The sequence below is a fragment of the Rheinheimera sp. ATLC3 genome, from assembly GCF_059429535.1.
The window spans coordinates 542,383-562,028 of the sequence record NZ_CM182103.1 but is presented as its reverse complement, the minus strand read 5'-3'; the positions used below and the strand labels follow the sequence as shown (position 1 = coordinate 562,028).

Sequence of the window (19,646 nt, the reverse complement as noted above, 5' to 3'; positions counted from 1 at the left end):
GATAAGTTTATGTTTTCACGCTATTTTATCGACAGGCCGATCTTTGCTTTTGTTATCGGTATTTTTATCTGCCTGGCCGGGCTTGCTGCAATGCGCAGCTTGCCGGTTGCGCAGTACCCGGAAATTGCCCCGCCGGTGGTGCAGGTTATGGCGGTATACCCCGGTGCGTCATCTGAAGTGTTAGAGCAAACCGTCGCCGCGCCGCTGGAAAATGCCATTACCGGTGTGGAAGGTATGATGTATATGTCATCAACCTCAACCAGCTCTGGCATTACCACTATTTTTATTACATTTGAAATAGGTACAGATGTTGATCAGGCGGCGGTAAATGTTAATAACCGCGTCAGTAAAGTCGAGGCCCGCTTGCCGGAGGAAGTACGCCGGCAGGGTATTACGGTAGAAAAGGGCTCTTCGAGCTTTTTACAGGTACTGGCGTTTTACTCGCCTGATGGCAGCCGCGATGATTTATGGACCTCTAACTATGTGACGTTAAACGTACTGGACAGGTTAAAACGGATACCGGGCACCACTAACGTGCAGATTTTCGGTGCCAAAGATTACGCTATGCGTATCTGGCTGCGCCCGGATCAGATGAGCCAGCTCAAAGTCACCGTGCCGGAAATTGCCGCTGCTTTGAGCGAGCAAAATGCCCAGTTTGCGGCCGGTAAAATTGGTGCGACACCAACGGCGGCTGATGCGCAGGAAATGGTGTACACGGTAACAGCGCAGGGGCGTTTTTCCACGGTAGAAGAGTTTGAAAATGTTATCATACGCGCTAACCCTGATGGCAGCACACTAAGAGTCAAAGATATTGCCCGGGTTGAGCTGGGTTCACGCGATTACGACTTCCTCGGCCAGTACAACGGCCAGTCTGCTACGCTGGTGGGTATTTTTCTGCAGCCGGGTGCCAATGCACTGGATGTTGCGGCAGAAGTTAATGCCACTATCGCCGAGCTGAAACAACGCTTCCCCAGCGGCTTGGCGCAGGCGACACCTTACGACACCACGCGCTTTGTTGAAGTGTCAATTCGTGAGGTTATCAAAACTCTGGCCGAAGCAATGTTGCTGGTGTTTCTGGTGGTGTATCTGTTCTTACAGAACTGGCGCGCTACGCTTATTCCTATTCTGGCGGTACCTATTTCACTGCTTGGTACCTTTGCCGGTTTGTATATGTTGGGCTATTCCATCAACACGCTGACGCTGTTCGGTATGGTGCTGTCGATTGGTATTGTGGTAGATGATGCGATAGTGGTGCTGGAAAACGTAGAGCGTATCATGCACGAAGAGCATGTATCAGCACGTGATGCGGCCATTAAAGCCATGCAGGAGGTTTCCGGCCCGGTAGTCGCCATCGTGATGGTACTGTGTGCGGTGTTTGTGCCGATTGCGTTCTTAGGCGGCTTAACCGGCGAGCTGTTCCGTCAGTTTGCGGTCACAATCTCGATTGCCGTCAGTTTGTCCGGCGTAGTGGCATTGGTGATGACGCCAGCGCTGTGTGTGGCGATTTTACGCCATGAGCACAAGCAAACAGCGAAGTTCTTTCTCTGGTTTAATGATTTCTTTCAGCGCATTACCGGCCGTTATGTGTCGACGGTAGGCTTTTTCCTGCGCCGTGGCTTGCTGGCGTTAGTGCTGGTCGGCGGCATGATTTTTATCACCGCCGGGCTTTGGAAAGCGACACCGGGCTCACTGGTGCCGGATGAAGATCAGGGCTTTTATATTGCCGCCATTTTCCTGCCCGATGGTGCCTCGCTGGAAAGAACCCAGAAGGTTACTGATGAAGTGGTGGCGGCTATACGTTCAAACAGCGCAAATAAAGACATTATCAGCTTTGCCGGCTTTGACTTTATCGGTGGCGGCTATAAAAACAGCGCAGCAACGATTTTTGTCACGCAAAAAGACTGGAGCGAACGCGACGTTAGTGCCAGCGACCTGGTAAACGAGTTGTTTATGAAAACAGCCGGTATTAATGAAGCGTTGGTGCTGGCGTTTAACCCGCCACCGATCTTTGGCCTTGGCAATACTGGTGGCTTTGAGTTTTATCTGCAAAACCGTGGTGATGGCGGCCCGGAAAAGCTGGCGCAGGCGATGGGCATTATGCAGGGGGCAGCCAGTCAAAGCCCGGTGCTGGCCGGTGTACAAACATTGTGGCGGCCTAATACACCTCAACTGAAAGTGGATTTAGACCGGGAGCGTGCCAAAGCGCTTGGTGTGCCGGTAAACGATGCCTTTAACACGCTGGCAGGTACTTTAGGTACTTACTACGTCAATGACTTTAATAAGTACGGCCGTGCCTGGCAGGTACTGATGTCGGCGGATGCACAGTTTCGGATGAAGCCGGAAGACATTAACCACATTTACGTTAAAAGCAGCAGTGGCGAAATGATCCCGATGTCAGCGCTGGCGAATATTCAGTACAGTTCTGGCCCGGACAATATGGAGCGTTATAACAACCTGCCGGCAGTAAAACTATTGGGCAATGCGGCACCTGGTTACAGTTCCGGGCAGGCGATTGCTGAAGTTGAACGTATTGCCAATACCATGCTGCCGCCTGATATCAGTTACGATTGGACCGGCAGTGCCTTCCAGGAGAAACGTAGTGGCGGTACCACCGGCATTGCTTTGGGTATGGCGGTGGTGATGGTGTTTTTAATTCTGGCGGCGCTGTATGAGAAATGGTCACTGCCACTGTCGGTGCTGCTGGCAATGCCGTTTGGTATTTTTGGTGCGCTGGTCGCGGTGTGGATAGCCGGGTTAACCAATGACGTTTACTTCCAGATAGGCCTGGTCACCTTACTGGGCCTGGCCGCGAAGAATGCCATATTAATTGTCGAGTATGCGCTGATGAAGTCGCAGCAGGGCTGGTCTACCGGTACTGCTGCGCTGGAAGCAGCGCGGCTAAGATTCAGGCCAATTATCATGACGTCCTTGGCTTTTATTCTTGGTGTAGTACCGCTGGCATTTAGCAGTGGTGCAGGCGCCGGCGCCCGTCATAGTGTAGGCACAGGTGTAATGGGGGGCATGATGGCGGCAACCTTCCTGGCTGTATTTTTTGTGCCACTGTTCTTCTTCTGGCTGTCAGAGCGACGCATACGGGAGTCGCGCTCTAAGCAAGAGCTGGCAGCAGAGATTGCTGAGCATCACCGCCAGGAACACCTCGATACCAAAGAGGGCTTACTGTAAGCGGGTAAGCTAAATAGCAAAGGTACTTTGTTTGACCAGATGCCGCTGCCTTATGCTAAGGTAGCGGCATTGTTTTTTCTGTTGTTGCCTGTTTATGCAAACCTCTGACAATAATAAAAAATCTCTGTTTGGCCCGGCAACCTTAGTTACTGCTGCCTTTATTGGTCCTGGCACTGTGGTGACCGCCTCTCTGGCGGGTGCCAACTTTGGTTATGCGCTGATCTGGGCGCTGGTATTTTCTGTTGCGGCCACCATGATCCTACAGGAGATGGCGGCCAGGCTTGGTATTGTTACCGGACGGGGCCTGGGTGAGAACCTGCGTCAGCTGGTGCAGAACCCGCTGCTACGCTGGCCGTTGTTGTTATTGGTTGTCGTGGCTATTGTGATTGGCAACAGCGCCTATCAGGGCGGTAATATCAGCGGTGCAGCCCTGGGTGCTGATGCGCTGTTTGCTGACAGCGCCCTTGCACTGCAATGGAAAAATTATACCTCGGTTAACCCCTGGGCATTGTTGCTTGGCTTAGTGGCTGCGGTGGTGTTGTGGTTTGGTCAGTATAAGCTGATTGAGCGCTGCCTTATCGCGCTGGTGATCCTGATGAGTCTGGCCTTTATTGGCACTATGCTGCTTACCCGCCCCGATCTGGCGGCGCTGATTAAAGGCGCGCTTTGGCCGGCTATTCCAGCAGGAGCTGTACTCAGTGTGGTGGCATTAATTGGTACTACGGTGGTGCCGTATTCACTGTTTTTACATGCTGCGGCAGCAGCGCAGAAATGGCCGCATACTAATGTAGCGCCGCAGGCAGCCATCCGGGCGGCACGGCAGGATATTGCTGTTGCGATACCGCTTGGCGGTCTCATCTCTATTGCTATCGTATCAACCGCGGCGACGGCGTTTTTTGGCCGTGAACAGCAGCTGGATAATGTTGCTCAGCTGGCGCAGGCCCTAACGCCGTTGTTTGGCAGCGCCGCGACCTGGTGTCTGGCATTGGGGTTGGTGGCTGCTGGCTTGTCATCAGCAATTACGGCGCCACTTGCTGCTGCCTATGCACTGGCCGGCGTGCTGAATAAACCACTGGATTTAAAGCAGCCAGTGTTTCGTGCGACCTGGATTTTTATCGTGCTATGCGGGGTTATGCTGTCATCGCTTGGGATCAGGCCGGTTAACGTTATCTGGTTTGCTCAGGTAGCCAATGGCATATTACTGCCGCTGATTTGTCTGTGTTTGCTTTTAGCGATGAACCACAAAGTATTAGGGGCTTATCGCAATAACCGTTGGCAAAATGCGCTGGGTATTATTGTGCTGCTGGTTAGTTTGCTGTTAAGCGGCCGAAGCCTGGCGCTGGCGTTTGCGCTGCTTTAACGACAGCTTAACTATACACTTAACTGTACAGGGGTTGGTGTGCCTGTAATGGTAAACGCCTGAATGCCGCAGACGCTATGCGATAGCGTAAAGGTTGTTTGTTCGCTGCCAGTATAGGCCAGTGCTGTTTGGGGCCATCTAACCAGTCAGGGTGCTGCATCATATCCAGCTTGCTGTGAAAATACGCTGACAGCGTGCCGACGTCACGCCAGTAATGTGGCAGGCTTTGCTCGCCTGGCAACTGGTTCGTGCTGAAATCGTAGACGCAGGCCAGCTTCTGTTCGCATATTTTTGGCAGCAGGTGATGGCCAAAGTCGTGATGGCAGGATAGGTCAAGCTGTTCTAACTGCTGGCACAGGTAGCGGGCATCAAACAGATAATTACCCATTGATGCCAGTACGTAGCCAGGATGCCCCGGTATGGTTGGAATGTCGGCTTGCGGTTTTTCACAAAATTTAACGATGTGATGCTTAGCATCGGTGCTGAAAATACCAAATTGCCGTGCCTGGCTAACCGGTATGGTTGCGGCGCAAACCGTAACGGCAGCCCGCTGGTTCAGATGAAACGCCAGCATCTGCCGGTAATCCATTTTGTACACATGATCAGCACTTAATACCGCAATCACATCCGGGCGGTAATCACGAATAACACTAAGCTGATGCGCTACTGCGCCTGCAGTCCCCTGATCGGCATCAGCTGGAGCCCTGCACAGCTGCAAAGCGCCTGATCTGGCAAATAACGGTTGCCAGTATTGCTGCAGATGACGGTGCAAGCTGTCAGGCTGATACTGTGTCAGCACTAACACCTGGCTAAAACCTGAGTGGTACAGATTGCTCAGGGCAAAATCGATGATACGGCGTTGACGTACAAAGGGCAGGGCCGGTTTGGCCTGCTTTAATGTCAGCGGTTGCAAACGTTTACCGGCACCGCCGGCCAGAACGATGCTGAGTACTCGGCACATGTTCGTTACCTGCAATCAAGGTTGAACATAAAATGTACAGTATGATAAAAAAACAAGCTTGATATGTATCAAACGAAATTATGATATCGGGTAAAAGCGCCTGAACAGGCGCTAGCAGGACTATTACTGGCCAATACGGGTGCGTATTTCATTCACCAGAGGAGAGGCTTCAAAGCCATTCGACTTGGCCCAATCCACATAATCAAATTCAGCCAGGGTTTTAGACGGCATTTGTTTAACGATAAAAGTGCCAGACTCGTAAGCATCGTTACGGATAGCAAACTGCAACATATTTTCGTTATTACATTTCACACCGTCATAAATATTGCGAACGTTTATTTTATTGTCGGTCAGCATTTTACGTAACTGGTTGCGGTTATCTTCTTTCAGGTAGCCACACATACTGGCAGCCAGTTGATCATCGTTTGCACAAACAGTATGGCTTAGCGTTAATGCTATAAAAGAAACTAACAGTTTTTTCATAACCCCTCCCAGGGTATGGATTAAGATCTGCACAAGTATAGTGTGGCTTTCATCACAGGGTTAACTCAGCTGCAAAATTATGGCTGAATATTTTCAGTTGCTTAGCAGGTTTAGTCATATAACAGCGTTATACTACGCAAAGCGGTAGCCCGGTGTGCCGGGCGCGGGTAGCAGGAGATAAGATGTCTACGCTGGAATATATGTTGTTAATGTTCTTACTGGTGGCAAGCAGTGCTTTTTTTTCAATTTCGGAGATAGCGTTGGCGGCTTCGCGCAAAATGCGTCTGCGGCTGATGGCAACAGAGGGCAATATTAACGCGGAAAAAGTGCTGGCCTTGCAGGAACACCCGGGTAACTTCTTCACCATAGTGCAGATTGGTCTTAACGCGGTGGCCATTTTGGGCGGTATTCTGGGGGAGTCTGCATTTACACCTTATTTCAGCTCTGTGCTGGCAATGTTTTTCAGCGGACATTGGGTGGCAAATGCGGCCTTTGCGCTGTCAGTATTCTTTGTTACTTCACTGTTTATCCTGTTTGCTGATTTAATGCCCAAAAGGCTGGCGATGATTTCACCTGAGCAGATTGCCATCCGGGTGGTGAGCCCGATGTTGTGGCTTATCACACTGCTTAAACCCTTTGTCTGGCTGTTTAACAGCCTGGCCAATGCCTGTTTCAGTTTGTTTAATGTCCCGACGATGCGTAAAGATGACATCACGCCGGATGACATTATTGCGATGATGGAAGCCGGTGCCCAGGCCGGTGTGCTGCAGGAGCATGAGCACCAGCTACTGGAAAACGTATTTGATATGGAATCCCGCACTGTTACGTCGGCAATGACTGCGCGCGAAAGCCTGATTTTTTTTACCACCGATGAGTCACAAGACAATATTAAAGCCAAGATAGCCGAGCATCCCCATGCAAAGTTTATAGTGGTTGACGGTGTGCTGGACAGAGTAGTGGGCTATGTGGATACGCGCGATATTTTAATGCAGGTGTTGCATGAGCAACCTATTTCGTTAAAAAAAGAGGGCATTGTACGCTCGCCGCTGATTATTCCCGATACGTTGTCGTTGTATGAAGTACTGGAGCACTTTAAGTCTGCCGGTGTCGACTTTGCTATCATCATGAATGAGTATGCATTGGTGGTTGGCATCATTACGCTTAAGGATGTGATGAGTATTGTGATGGGCGAGTTGGTTAGCTCAGAGGAGGAGCAAATTGTTGCCCGCGACACGAACTCCTGGCTGGTAGAAGGCCTGACGCCGTTGCAGGATGTGATGCGGGTGCTGGATATAGACAGTTTTCCCAACCCGGAAAACTATGAAACTATTGCCGGTTTTATGATGTACACGCTGCGTAAGATCCCCAAACGAACCGACTTTGTACTGCATGGCGGTTACAAGTTTGAAGTGGTTGATATCGACAGTTATAAAATTGACCAGCTTTTGGTTACACGGGTTGCCGCGCAGGATAACACTGAAAAAGCCTGAACACTGCCAGCAGCTTAAGGCTGCTGGCTATCGTCGTTGTCAGATTGTACCGGGGTAGTGGCAAGCTCCAGCATTTTTTCACGGAAGCTGCTTAGCCCCTGCATCACCAGATCGTAGGTTTTATTGACACCACCTTCTACTTCACCCTCGTAGACTTTCAGGCCTTTCAGAATGTCCTTAGCATCGGTAAAGCCTTTTTCGATGCCACCCCCTATTACTTTTAAAAAGCTATCGAGGGTTTCCTCTTCTGATTTACCCGGGGTCAGCTCTTTGTAACGGCTGTAAAAACCGGTAGCGAAGGCTACTATGCGCTCGGCAGTGGCTTCCGGGGAAGTATCAATTCCTGAGTCATAAATTTTCTGGGCGGCATTTTCGCCCAGCACCGGCTCCAGTTCTGCGTTAATGCCTTCCAGTGCCGTTTTATACAATAAACTTAACGAATCATTGTTACTGCGCAGCGACACCTGCTCGTTGGCACGCAGTATGGCGGTGTTCTGTGCCTGGCGGGCCTGCTCTGCACGATCTTTTCCTGTCAGTTGCTCAGAGGCTTTAGTATTGCTGGACGGCTGTTTTGCTACGCCACTCAGTGGCGAATTGCTGCCGGAGGTAATAGACATAATGCAGCTCCTGTTTCGTTATCAGTAGATTTAGTATAACCCGTAGCCGGTTATCGGCCGTGTGCGCTTAAACTTTAATCATTTTTCAGCATAAATAGCCTGTTTTAATTTACCCCGGTATAAATGGTACGCCAGCGTTCCGGCACGCAACGCCATAAACAGCGTCATTGCTGCCCAAAGCGCGTGGTTTTCATGCTGTTGCAGCAGCCAAAAGCAGCCTGCAAACCCTAAGAGAGCAATAAACATGCTGTTACGCAGCAATGCGCCTTGAGTCGCTCCGATAAAAATACCATCGAGCAAAAAGGCCCAGCTGGCAATCAATGGAATAACTATCATCCATGGCAGATAGCGTGCCGCTTCTTGTTGCACCGTATCTATGCTGGTAAGTAATGCCACTAACTGGGTGTCAAAAGTGGCATAGCCCAGACTGAAAAGCACTGAAAGCAGCAGACACCAGCATGACAGCAGGCTCAGGGAGATGTTCAGATCCGCATTATTTCTGCTGCCGATGGCATTGCCCACCAGGCTCTCGGCGGCATAAGCCAGACCATCAAGCGCATAGGAAACCAGCATCAGAAAGCCAAGCAGTACCGCATTGGCGGCAAGAGTATCATCACCAAAGGCGGCTCCCTGAAACGCAATAAATACAAAGACCGCCTGCAGGCATAAGCTGCGCAGAAAGATATCGCGGTTAAGAGACAGTAGTGGCAGGGCGCTGCTCAGGCTTAACTTGAGCTGCCGTAGTTGTTTAAAAATGTCGTAGCCGGCACTTTGTCGTAACAAATAAAGCCCCAGCGCTAATGCTGCGTAGTCGGCAATGACTGACGCGGCCGCAACACCGGCGGTATACCAGCCAAAAATCAGCACAAACACCAGATCGAGTACGATATTTACCGCATTACCAAACAGCAAAAGCCACATCGGTGCACGGGCATTTTGCCGGCCCAGAAACCAGCCCATCAACACTAAATTGACCAGTGTTGCCGGGGCGCTCCAGATCCGGACGCTGAAGTAGAGCTTAGTTTGTTGTAGTACTGCAGTGCTGGCATCACTGAAATAAAAACTGAGTGTAATTACCGGCCATTGCAGCAACAGCAGCAACGCACTTAACAGCAGCGCCAGTAGTATGCCCTGTTGCAGGCCCGGCACTGTAGCTGCATCGCCGCCCCGGCCGTAGGCTTGTGCTGTTAGTCCTGTGGTACTCATACGCAAAAAGCCCAGTAAAAAGTACAGCAGGCTGATAATGCTGCCACCCAATGCGACACCGCCCAGATAATGTGGCTCAGGTAAGTGACCAACCACAGCGGTATCAATTAAACCCAGCAAAGGCACACATAAGTTTGATAGCACCATAGGCAGCGCGATTAACGCTATTTGTCGCTGTTTTTGCCAAAGGACGCTGCGCTTAAGCATATATTTAATCCGTTACCGCTAAAACGCTGATAATACACGCTGTATTAATGTGCGGCGACCTCGTTTGTATAACGCGGCGCCGGTATAATAATCGCAATTGAGTTTAGCGGAAGCCGCCGGGTGATTGAATATAAAAGTGCCGCTTTTTACCGGGCAACCTTTGCGCTTTGCCTGGCAGCCGTAGTGGTATTTGCTAATTTGCATCTGCTGCAGCCATTGCTGCCGGTATTAAGCCGGCAGTTTATGCTAAGCCCGCTGCAAACCAGCTGGGCTTATGCCATCGGCACTTTGTGTCTGGGATTGTCTTTACTGGTCTATGCTGCGTTGTCAGATGCCTGGGGGCGTAAAAAACTGCTGCTAGTTACGCTTTTTGGTATGACTTTAAGCACCCTTGCACTGACTCAGGTTGAAAGTTTTAGCGCTTTATTGTTCTGGCGGGCAGTGCAGGGTATTTTTCTCGGTGGCCTGCCTGCTGTGGCGATAGCGTATATGGGTGAAGAGTTCAGTAAGCCGGCGCTGGTCGCTGCGGTAGGGTTTTATATCAGTGCGAACTCCTTAGGCGGTATCAGCGGGCGGCTGATGGCGGGGGCGCTGGCCGACATTGGTCACTGGCAGTGGGTGTTCTGGCCGGTTGCTCTGCTTGGGGCAATAAGCTGTGTGTTAGTCTGGCGGAACTTGCCGCCGGCAAAGCAGTTTGTCGCTAAACCTTTTGTGCTGCGTCAGGCGCTGGCAGACAACCTGTATCATTTACGTCAGCCTTTATTATTGCTGACTTACCTGATTGGCGGGCTCAGCTTTTTCATTTTCCTCAATCAATATACCTATATTGCCTTTGTGTTATCCGATGCGCCTTATCATTTATCCAGTTTCTGGATTGGGTTGCTATTTGTAACCTATTTCACCGGTACTGTCGGCTCTGCCATTTCCGGAAAAGTGGCAACAAAACTGGCCGCGCCTTTGGCGATGGGTCTTGGCGTGCTGATTGTGATGCTGGGTACCTTGCTTACCCTCAGCAACCAGTTATGGCTGATAGTGGCAGGTTTCTTTGTCAACGCCTTTGGTTTTTTTCTGACCCATTCACTGGCCAGTAGCTGGGTTAACCAGTGCGCGACCCGGGCTAAAGCCAGTGCCAGCGCACTTTATCTGGTGTTTTATTATGTTGGCGCCAGTACCGGCGGTATTTATTTGCAGCCATTCTGGCAGTGGCTGCAATGGTCTGGTGTGGTGATAGGGGCCTTACTGATGTACAGCCTGACATTGGGTCTGTGTTTTTGGTTGTGGCGACGCGCCAAGCGTCTGCAGTTGTGTTAGTTCAATTGCGGTTAGCTGGCGTAGCTGTCCTGGCGCAAGCTGGCCAAGGCTCAGGTTATGCAGGCGGATACGCTTTAGTGCTACAACGTGGTAGCCTTGAGTTTTACACATATAGCGTATCTGCCGGTGCAGGCCCTGTGTCAGGGTGATGGTAAACTGCTGCTGGCTGTTGCGGCTGACCCTACATGGACGCGAATGATATTGTGTCGTGCCCAGTTGCCAACTGACACCTGACGCCATCGCCGTAATAAAGGCTTCGCTGATAGGCTTATCAGTATCTACCAGATAGGTTTTTTCGTGATAAAAGTCGGGGTGCATCAGCTGCTGGCTAAGCCCGCCATCGTTAGTTAACAGCAATAAGCCGCTGGAGTCTTTGTCTAACCGTCCTACCGCAAATACGCGCTCTGGCAGGGTTGTCAGCAGCTGATACAGGCTGGCCGGATCCTGCGGGCGATTATTGCAATCTATGCCGACAGGTTTGTGGTACAGCCAATATTGGCGTGGTGGCAGCGCCGGTAAAGGCAGGTCATTTATCAGAATTTCATCGCTCTGGTTGACCATGTCAGTATGTAGCGCGGCTTTGCCATTACAGTGTACTTGCCCGGCGCTGATCAGGCGCTCAGCTGCGCGGCGCGAGCAGTAGCCGCTTTGTGCAATCCATTTAGCTAAACGGTGTCGGGGAGTATCTGATGACATATTTAGAGGTCTGTTTCGTTAAAACGCCAATAATAACCGATAAGGCGCAGAATAATCATCAGCTTGTAACACAACTGCGGCATGATGTTTGTGCCTGCTAAGGCAAATCTGTTCCTCCTCGTTCTTTGTTTATACCGGGCCTTGTTGCCCGGTTTTTTTTTACTTCTTTTTATACAGATGCTTTCATAAAAGTATCGCTGTGCTGTCATACAAATGACGCAAAAAGCCGGCACAATGCTCCGCGTTATACCTTCCTTCCTGGATTATTGACACTATTTAGTGGCGCGGGAGTTTGCTCCCGCTTTATTTTCCCGCAAAAAAATTCACAGCGCATTTAAACCTTTCGTTTTACCCTGTCGACTAACCACACAAATCAGATAGTTATTAAACGATGTAAGGGCGTTTATGGCAATGGAGATTGCACAGGCAGTCGCGGCGGCAAAAGAAGGTGATAAAAAAGCGTTTTATCAGCTTTATCAGCAGTTTGTCGGCAGGGTGTATGCCATATGTTGGCGATTGCTGGGGAATAAGCAAAAAGCCGAAGATGCCAGCCAGGAGATTTTTATCAAAGTGTGGCAGCAATTACCGGCGTTTCGCGGCGACAGCAGTTTTGGCACCTGGTTACATACCATAGCGACGCGTACCGCAATAGATTTATGGCGCCAGGATAAGCACTTGCGGCTAACCGACAGTAGTGACGAGCAGCCGGAGCTGGCCGACGTGGCAACAGAGTGCAGCAGCAGCGCTGCGCCGCTGGAGCAGGCAATACAGCGATTGCCCGCTCAGGCCAGAGCCGTATTTGTGTTATTCGCGCTGGAAGGCTATCAGCATCAGGAGATTGCTACCATGCTCGGAATTGCCGAGGGGACATCCAAAGCACAGTATTTTCGTGCCAGACAACTGTTACAGGAGTGGCTAGCAGATGAATGAGCAACTATTAGACAAAGCAATCAGCGCCTTAGCACCAGACATAATGCCAGAGCGTGATCTGTGGGCAGGTATAGAGCCGCAACTGGCTGAGCGGTCGCCGAAAGCTAAACCGGTGTTGTGGCATTGGGCCACGGCCGCCATGCTCGGCCTGGCGTGTCTGGTTAGCTGGCAGCTGGCACTGTTGCCGGGGACATCAGGCAGTACCCAGGCCAGTATGCCGACTGCTGAGTTGATGCTGCTTCAGGTATATGAAACGCAAAAGGCCAATCAACTTAGTCAGACCGTTGCTATTGCAGAAGGGTTTGATAACTGGCAGCAACAGTTACAGGTGTGGGATCAGGCAATTGCTCAGGTTCGTCACGCCTTACAGTTTTATCCGGATGAACCGCAGTTGTTAGCGCAATTGCAAAGCTTATATCAACAGCAACTGGCGTACATTCAGCGCGCCACTTTGCAACAACCTTTAGCCATGAGTTAGGAGAGTATTATGCAAACAGTAAGCAAAACCTGGGTTAGCGGCCTGGCAGCAGTATTGTTATTAGGTATCAGCCAGTTGGCGTTGGCTGACGATAGGCAAAGCGTCAATGAAAACCGCAGCGTCAGTACCAATGAAAAAATTTACATTGAAGTGATGAGTGGTGAAGTAACGATTAAAGCTGTTGACAGCAACCAGTTTAAAATTGTTGGCAAATTGGACGAAAAGGCCACCGGCTATACGCTGGATTCAAAAGACGGTTTTACCCGGTTTGAAATGACCATGCCTCGCCAGGTAAATTACCGTGGTAATGAGAAATCCAGTGGCGCTGATTTACGTGTTGAAGTGCCCATCGGCAGCACCCTGGAGTTTAAAGGTGTAAACAGCGATGTAAGCCTTAGTGGTATCAGCGGAGGCAGTAAAATAAGCACTGTGAATGGCAAAATTGCTGCGGTCAATCTGTCAACACTGGTGCAGTTAAGCACGGTGAACGGCGAAATAGGCAGCAAAGACAACAGCGGTCAAATTGAACTGAGTTCGGTAAACGGTGAGATTACTGATGTTGGTTCAACCGGCCGGTTGGATTACAGCGTAGTAAACGGCAAAATTGAAGCCAGAACCGGTGCAGAAGAAATCAGTGTCAGCACAGTGAATGGTGACGCCAAACTAAAAATGACCAGCACACAGCGCCTTAAGTTAAGTACAGTAAACGGCGAAATTGACGCTGAACTGGCTAACTCAGTTAGCCCGCGCATCAGCGGCAGCAGTGTCAGCGGTGATATCGAGTTAAAACTGGAAACCAAAGTCAGTGCCCGCTTTGATATCAAAGCATCAGCCGGTGGTGATATTGATAATAAACTTACCAGCGACAAAGCCAGTAAAGCTAAATATGGCCCGGCACGCAGCCTGCAATTCAGCACCGGTAGTGGTGATGGCAGTGTGGAGCTGAGCACGGTAAGCGGCGATATCGAGCTGGATAAGCTGTAAGTATAAAAACACCGTTAACTGAATCGCTGCGGGTGTGCTGTGGCGATTCAGTTAAGCGCGTTAATCTGCTAAACTCTGCGCGCCTTTTACCAGCCTCAGAAGAAGTGAAGATGACTCTTGCAACTCAGGTTCTGGCGGTCAATGACGATCTGCCAATTCGTACAGATTTACCGGTGCACTCCGGCAAAGTGCGCAGTGTTTACTGGCTGACAGCCGAAGACAGTGCACGGCTTATCCGTGAGAAAAATTATCCTGTAGCGTTAGATACGCCGCTTGCGATTATGGTAATCAGCGACCGTATATCGGCTTTTGACTGTATCTGGCATGGTGAAAATGGCCTGAACGGGGTACCGGGTAAAGGCGCGGCATTAAATGCGATATCCAATCACTGGTTTTCGCTGTTTAAACAGCACGGCCTGGCTGACAGCCATATTCTGGATATTCCGCACCCGTTGGTGTGGATAGTACAAAAAGCCCGGCCGGTTAAAATCGAGGCCATTGCCCGCCAGTACATCACCGGCTCTATGTGGCGTGCTTACAGTAAAGGTGAACGCGAATTCTGCGGTATAACGCTGCCGGAAGGGCTGCAAAAGGATCAGAAATTGCCTGACATTCTGATCACGCCTTCTACCAAAGGGATATTAACCGGACTGGACGGTGTGCCAGAGGCAGATGACGTCAATATTTCCCGCGCTGATATTGAGCGGCACAGTCAGGCGTTTGGCTTTGAACAGGTAGCAGATATTGACCTGTATGAAACGTTGCTGAAACAGGGCTTTAGTGTGATCAGTGACGCGCTGTCCGCGCTGGACCAAATGTTTGTCGACACCAAGTTTGAATTTGGTTACGTCAAAGATGCACAAGGCAACAGCAAACTGATTTATATGGATGAGGTGGGAACACCTGATAGTTCCAGAATTTGGGATGGCGCCAGCTGGCGCGATGGCAAAATTGTTGAGCAGTCTAAAGAAGGCTTTCGTCAGTGGCTGCTGAATCATTTCCCTGAGCCGGATATTCTGCTGAACAAAGATCGTATGCCAGAGCGCGCCGCATTGGCCCGCGATAACGCCTTGCCAACAGAGGTGATGATGGATATTTCCCGCACCTACCTGGGAATTGCCGAGCGCGTAGTCGGTCACAAAATTACCTTGTCAGCCGATCCGAAGACAGAAATTATCGCGGTATTAGATCAGCAGTACGGCCTTATCGCCAAATAAGCGGGTCGGCTGCGTTGTCATTGCCAGATGCCAGTAGCCCCACCTGCTGGCATCTGTATTTTCAGCCTGGCAAATTTGCTTTTACCGCAACGGATGTAATTAATTCTTCCGGTTTGTAATCAAACGTAACCAACTGTTTATTTTGGTTAATTCACATGGTGTTATCAGCATGAAGTCCTTACTCTGAGCCGGTTATAATTACCCTTCGGAAGGACTTCATGAAATCAGTTTATTTATCTTCAATGCTCTTGTTATCGGCGGCACTTGCCGGGTGTGGTGGCAGCAGCGGTGGTGATGAAACCACGGCAGACAGCTATCTGCAATTTTATAACGGCGCCTCTGTCGCAGGTAATACTCAGTTAAAAGCCGGTGATACCAGCATTGGTTCTGCAGCCTACGGTGATGTTAGCTCTGTTGTGGCATTAAAAGCTGATGCTTATGAGCTGCAACTGATTGATGTAGCATCGTCAGCCAATTTGCTGAACGACGATATTACGTTAACGAAGGACAACAAAACCCTGTACATTTTGACCCAGCAGGACGGCCAGTATGATCAGCTAAGCCTGAGTTTTGTCCGTGAGCCAGAGCTTGACGATAAATTTAATTTACATATGGTGAATTTATCTGAGCAATATCCACAGCTTGACGTGCATATTGCGCCAGAAGGCAAAGGTTTTACTGATGCAGAGTTGCTGGATAGCCTGAGCCTGCTTGAGGTAACCACAGAAGTAAAAACACAGGATCTGGGCAAGTATAACCTTTACTTGACTCAGGCTGGCCAAAACACACCTGTTTTCACAGCTCAGGGCGTGAACTTTGCTTATGAAAATACCTACGTCATGATTATCCGTGACAAACATGGTGCACTGGAAAACCAGCTATCGCTTGATTTGGTGCTGAACTCGTCGTCAGTGACCGCTTATAACAATGTTGATGCCAGTGCGCAGTTCCGTATGTACAACAGCCTGACGCAGCCGGTAACACTGGCGCTGGATAATACTGAGGTTGCTACGGTACCTGCAGGCAGCATGAGTAGCTATGTTGCAGGAGCTAAAGGCGACTTTAGTCTGTCGGTACGTGACGCAAGCGGTAATTTGCTACTGAACAGCGCGCTGCTGAGCCTGGCAGCTGGCGAGAGTAAAGCGGTATTGCTTTACAATAATGCTGATGAACAGGCAGAAGCACTGACCGTAGTTGAAAAAGACACACCGCAGCTGCAGGCGCATGATGTGGTCGTAGCAAACCTGGTACCGGACTTTGAAAAACTGCAGTTTTACTTTGTTCGCCAGAACGAAACCATCAGCAACGCACGCTATAACGTGAAAAACCTGGAGTTTAAAAAGCAGCAAGCTATCAACCTGCCAAAAGACTACTACGCCATTTCGCTGGTGCAGGTGGCCGATAATGGCAGTACCACTTTGCTGGATAAAACTGCCAGTATGATGCTGGAAAGTGGCAAGCACTACACTCTGCTGGCAGAAAAAGACGATGCAGCACCTTCTGGTTACAAGTTAAAGCTGGTGCACTAACAGCTTAGTTAATGCCGGTTGAAGGTTCTGGCGGCATAAAAAAGGCGATCTTAAGATCGCCTTTTTTGTTGTCTGTTTATCACTACCGTCAGTGAGCTGTGATAACGAACAGCATGTTTTATCAGAAGCTGTAGTTTGCACCCACAGCAAATAACTGGCTCTTATTGCTGTAATCACCCTGATAACCGCTGTTATACAGTGGTACGTCCTGCACGTTATATTCACGCTCATTTACAGAGACATCGCCGGTAAACAGGTAACCGTAAGCGAAATCCAGGCTCAGCTTGTCAGTTAACTGCCAGTTGGCGCCCAGCGAGGCCCAAACCCGATCGTCGGTTGGAATACGCGCGGTTTTGTGTGATTGTCCGATAGGGTTCTCGTCATAAGCTACGCCGGCTTTTAACGTGACATCGCTTTGCAGCACGTAGGTTGCACCTACTGCGAACGACCAGCTGTTGTGCCAGTATTCCGGAATGTAACCAATCTGCCCCGGATTATTCAGATTCGACGGGAGCTGGGTGCTAAGTGAAATACTTGGGTTAGCATCGGCACTTACAATATCAATACTTTCAAATGCACTCCACTCAGTCCAGGCTGCACTAAATTGCACAGACAGAGCTTTACTCAACTGTTGGTCAAGGCTGAATGCCGCGGTAGCAGGAGTAGTTAACGCCACTTTGCTGGCTTCGGTCAGCTGGCTGTTTGCGGCCAGTTTGCCGGTAGATAAATCAATTGCCGGCAGGTTAGGCGCGACAACCAGATAGTTAGGATTTCCTGCCACATTGGCACCGGTTATTGGCGTATTGGTAATGACGGAGTCACCGGACAATCTGAAATGAATAGCAGAGTGGTACGTCAGAGCTAACCGTGTACCTTGAACCGGCTCACCATGGATACCCAGCGTATAACCGAAGGCCACGTCATCGCCTTCAACTTCATAGTGGCTGTCGCAATAGACGGCGTTATATACCGGCGCGCCAAACATCCGATTTGTTTCTGATTCACCGAGCTCACACAGGCCACTGTGGTCTTTATACTTAGACAGCGTGCCTTCTGCGCGGTTAACTGAAATACCCATACCTACAGACCATTGCTCGTTTAACTTATAGCCAACACTCGGCTGCAAGCTCAGCACTTCAATTTTCGTTTCATCAGCAAAGTAACGGCCGACAAAATCGTTGTCGTAGTCTGACGACAAACCAAACGGCACATAAAACCCTATACCCCAGCTTAATGAATCTGACACTTTATCGCTGTAAAACACAAAAGGTACTAACTCATTCAAACTATTTGAGCCCTCGGTACGACTATCATCTGATAGCGGCTGACCGTTAGCGCTTTGTGCTTGTGCGTTGCGGTAACGGGTTTTGGCCGTAATAAGGTTCAGGCCGCCACTTAACTGGGCGCCATCAAGTTGGGTTAATGCTGCAGGGTTTGAGTACACCAGGCTGGCATCGGTAATTTGTGCGCCACGGCCAGCGTAGGCATTACCCATACTGCTGACGGACTGTTCAAACAGTTTATAGCCTTCAGACTGCGCCGACAGACTGAACAGGGCGGAGAGAACGGCAACAGAAACGGCGGTTTTTCTAATCATATACATACCCGGTTGAATGTAAAAACCGGCAGTATAAAGAGGTCAGACCATAGAGTACAGGCATCAGCCCGCAAAAAGTTGTGGCTTGGTCGTTGAAATTGGCGTTCTGTGCTGCAGCTACATGGTATTTATGACTAATAGTTAGTGTTTTTAACTAACACAAACGAACGCGACGAGTGGTTAATTGAGATGAATATATTTTATCTTATTGAAAATATTCACGAATTTATTTTTTATGGCGCTGGCACAGCAGCTGCATTATTGGTATTAACTTGTTCAGTATTTTGTTTTCCAAAGGATGAATCATGAAAACGTCAAACACTTTTAAACTTACTGCCGCCGCTGCTGTACTGGCCAGCGTATTACTGACTGGCTGTAATCAGGCGAACAGTACTACGGCGACTACTACAGCAGAGGCTGTAGTTGCTATTCCGGTAGAGTCTGCACTGACCCGTCAGGGTGAAATCAGCAGCAGCTATCGCACGACAGCCACCTTGGAGGCGCGCGGTGAAGCGGAAGTGATCAGCAAAGCCACCGGCATAGTGCAGCAAATCCTGGTGGAAGAGGGGGATAAAGTGGTTGCCGGCCAATTACTGGCACAGCTGGATAACGAGCGCCAGCAGTACAGTCTGAACAAAGAGAAAGCCGAATTAAACCGTCTGGGTAGCGAATTAAAGCGGATGGAAGAGATGTATCAGCGCAAGCTGATAAGTGCCGATGTGTTTGAAAAACTGCAGTGGCAGTTTGATGCACTGCAAGCTTCTGTCAACCTGGCAGAGCTGGCGCTGAAAGAAACCGAAATTCGTGCTCCTATCGCGGGTGTAGTATCCCGCCGTTATGCCAAAGTCGGACAGCTGGTGAATCAACATGCTACGCAGTCGCTGTTTCATATCGTATCGAATCAGCAGTTGGAGGCCGTGGTGCATTTACCTGAGCAGCAATTAGCGCAGGCCCATGTTGGCCAGAATGCGGTGTTGCAGTTTGCCGGTATGCAGCCGGTAAAAGCCGAGCTGGTGCGTATTTCACCGGTAGTTGACGCGCAATCGGGTACTGTCCGTGCAGTGCTGAAAGTGGCTAATGAACAGCAGATATTAAAACCAGGCATGTTTGCTCAGGTACAACTGCAGTTTGATGTAAAAGCCGATGCTTTACTGCTGCCTAAGCGCGCGCTGATGAGCACTGACAATACCCAGACCGTGTTTGTTATCGACAGTGAAAATAAAGTCAGTCGTAAGCAGGTACATCTGGGCTATCAGGCCGACAATACTGTTGAAGTGTTATCAGGCCTGGCGCTGGGCGACCAGGTGGTGATTGCCGGGCAGTCAGCGTTAAAAGACGAAGCCCTGGTAAATGTGGTAACGGTACGCGAGTTTTAAGACCGCTCAAATGGAGTAAAA

The 19,646-nt window shown here is 49.9% G+C and carries 16 protein-coding genes; 10 read left to right on the top strand and 6 right to left on the bottom strand.

The features are described 5' to 3' along the window. Positions 1 to 9: 9 nt before the first annotated feature. Both AC5SV9_RS02630 and AC5SV9_RS02625 read left to right on the top strand, forming a co-directional pair. Positions 10 to 3,183: an efflux RND transporter permease subunit gene (locus AC5SV9_RS02630; protein ID WP_475151848.1), complete on the top strand. Its 3,174-nt coding sequence runs from the start codon at positions 10 to 12 to the stop codon at positions 3,181 to 3,183. Positions 3,184 to 3,277: 94 nt separating this feature from the next. Next, positions 3,278 to 4,543: an Nramp family divalent metal transporter gene (locus AC5SV9_RS02625; protein ID WP_475151845.1), complete on the top strand. Its 1,266-nt coding sequence runs from the start codon at positions 3,278 to 3,280 to the stop codon at positions 4,541 to 4,543. Positions 4,544 to 4,562: 19 nt separating this feature from the next. On the opposite strand, the gene AC5SV9_RS02620 is transcribed toward AC5SV9_RS02625, so the two are convergent. Together AC5SV9_RS02620 and AC5SV9_RS02615 are read right to left on the bottom strand one after the other, a co-directional pair. Further along, on the bottom strand, positions 4,563 to 5,504 hold the full coding sequence (locus tag AC5SV9_RS02620; RefSeq protein ID WP_475151843.1) for a sugar phosphate nucleotidyltransferase: 942 nt from the start codon (positions 5,502 to 5,504) through the stop codon (positions 4,563 to 4,565). Positions 5,505 to 5,627: 123 nt separating this feature from the next. Then, complete coding sequence (locus tag AC5SV9_RS02615) at positions 5,628 to 5,987, bottom strand: DUF3718 domain-containing protein (RefSeq protein WP_475151840.1); 360 nt, start codon at positions 5,985 to 5,987, stop codon at positions 5,628 to 5,630. A 182-nt stretch (positions 5,988 to 6,169) separates the two neighbouring features. Here AC5SV9_RS02615 and paeA point away from each other — a divergent pair, with 182 nt between their 5' ends. Beyond that, positions 6,170 to 7,477: a polyamine export protein PaeA gene (gene paeA / locus AC5SV9_RS02610; protein ID WP_475151838.1), complete on the top strand. Its 1,308-nt coding sequence runs from the start codon at positions 6,170 to 6,172 to the stop codon at positions 7,475 to 7,477. Positions 7,478 to 7,491: 14 nt separating this feature from the next. Here paeA and AC5SV9_RS02605 read toward each other — a convergent pair whose 3' ends face one another. Both AC5SV9_RS02605 and AC5SV9_RS02600 read right to left on the bottom strand, forming a co-directional pair. Beyond that, entirely contained in the window at positions 7,492 to 8,094 is a 603-nt protein-coding gene (locus AC5SV9_RS02605) for a DUF5610 domain-containing protein (protein WP_475151835.1), read from the bottom strand. A gap of 78 nt (positions 8,095 to 8,172) precedes the next feature. Continuing rightward, complete coding sequence (locus AC5SV9_RS02600; protein WP_475151833.1) at positions 8,173 to 9,507, bottom strand: MATE family efflux transporter; 1,335 nt, start codon at positions 9,505 to 9,507, stop codon at positions 8,173 to 8,175. A 120-nt stretch (positions 9,508 to 9,627) separates the two neighbouring features. Here AC5SV9_RS02600 and AC5SV9_RS02595 point away from each other — a divergent pair, with 120 nt between their 5' ends. Further along, a complete protein-coding gene (locus AC5SV9_RS02595; RefSeq protein ID WP_475151829.1) occupies positions 9,628 to 10,818 on the top strand; it encodes an MFS transporter in 1,191 nt (396 codons plus the stop codon). Here the strand turns inward: AC5SV9_RS02595 and AC5SV9_RS02590 are convergent. Continuing rightward, entirely contained in the window at positions 10,744 to 11,514 is a 771-nt protein-coding gene (locus AC5SV9_RS02590) for a pseudouridine synthase (protein ID WP_475151827.1), read from the bottom strand. The two genes, AC5SV9_RS02595 and AC5SV9_RS02590, sit on opposite strands and share 75 nt — an antisense overlap. A gap of 405 nt (positions 11,515 to 11,919) precedes the next feature. Between AC5SV9_RS02590 and AC5SV9_RS02585 the strand changes: the two genes are divergently transcribed. The 5 genes from AC5SV9_RS02585 to AC5SV9_RS02565 all read left to right on the top strand — a co-directional run bounded on the left by AC5SV9_RS02585 (position 11,920) and on the right by AC5SV9_RS02565 (position 16,652). Further along, a complete protein-coding gene (locus AC5SV9_RS02585; RefSeq protein WP_226765701.1) occupies positions 11,920 to 12,444 on the top strand; it encodes an RNA polymerase sigma factor in 525 nt (174 codons plus the stop codon). After that, positions 12,437 to 12,922: a hypothetical protein gene (locus tag AC5SV9_RS02580; protein WP_475151823.1), complete on the top strand. Its 486-nt coding sequence runs from the start codon at positions 12,437 to 12,439 to the stop codon at positions 12,920 to 12,922. Before AC5SV9_RS02585 ends, AC5SV9_RS02580 begins: the two co-directional genes overlap by 8 nt. A 9-nt stretch (positions 12,923 to 12,931) precedes the next feature. Further along, complete coding sequence (locus AC5SV9_RS02575; protein WP_475151821.1) at positions 12,932 to 13,906, top strand: DUF4097 family beta strand repeat-containing protein; 975 nt, start codon at positions 12,932 to 12,934, stop codon at positions 13,904 to 13,906. A 110-nt stretch (positions 13,907 to 14,016) separates the two neighbouring features. Then, positions 14,017 to 15,123 carry a phosphoribosylaminoimidazolesuccinocarboxamide synthase gene (locus AC5SV9_RS02570; RefSeq protein WP_475151818.1) on the top strand — a complete coding sequence of 369 codons (1,107 nt, stop codon included), beginning with the start codon at positions 14,017 to 14,019 and terminating at the stop codon, positions 15,121 to 15,123. A gap of 218 nt (positions 15,124 to 15,341) precedes the next feature. Continuing rightward, positions 15,342 to 16,652 (top strand): DUF4397 domain-containing protein, encoded by a 1,311-nt coding sequence (locus AC5SV9_RS02565; RefSeq protein ID WP_475151817.1) that lies wholly within the window; start codon positions 15,342 to 15,344, stop codon positions 16,650 to 16,652. A gap of 121 nt (positions 16,653 to 16,773) precedes the next feature. Here the strand turns inward: AC5SV9_RS02565 and AC5SV9_RS02560 are convergent, their stop codons facing one another. Continuing rightward, complete coding sequence (locus AC5SV9_RS02560; protein WP_475151816.1) at positions 16,774 to 18,249, bottom strand: OmpP1/FadL family transporter; 1,476 nt, start codon at positions 18,247 to 18,249, stop codon at positions 16,774 to 16,776. 305 nt (positions 18,250 to 18,554) lie between these two features. Here AC5SV9_RS02560 and AC5SV9_RS02555 point away from each other — a divergent pair, with 305 nt between their 5' ends. Next, entirely contained in the window at positions 18,555 to 19,625 is a 1,071-nt protein-coding gene (locus tag AC5SV9_RS02555) for an efflux RND transporter periplasmic adaptor subunit (RefSeq protein WP_134054137.1), read from the top strand. Positions 19,626 to 19,646: the final 21 nt, after the last annotated feature.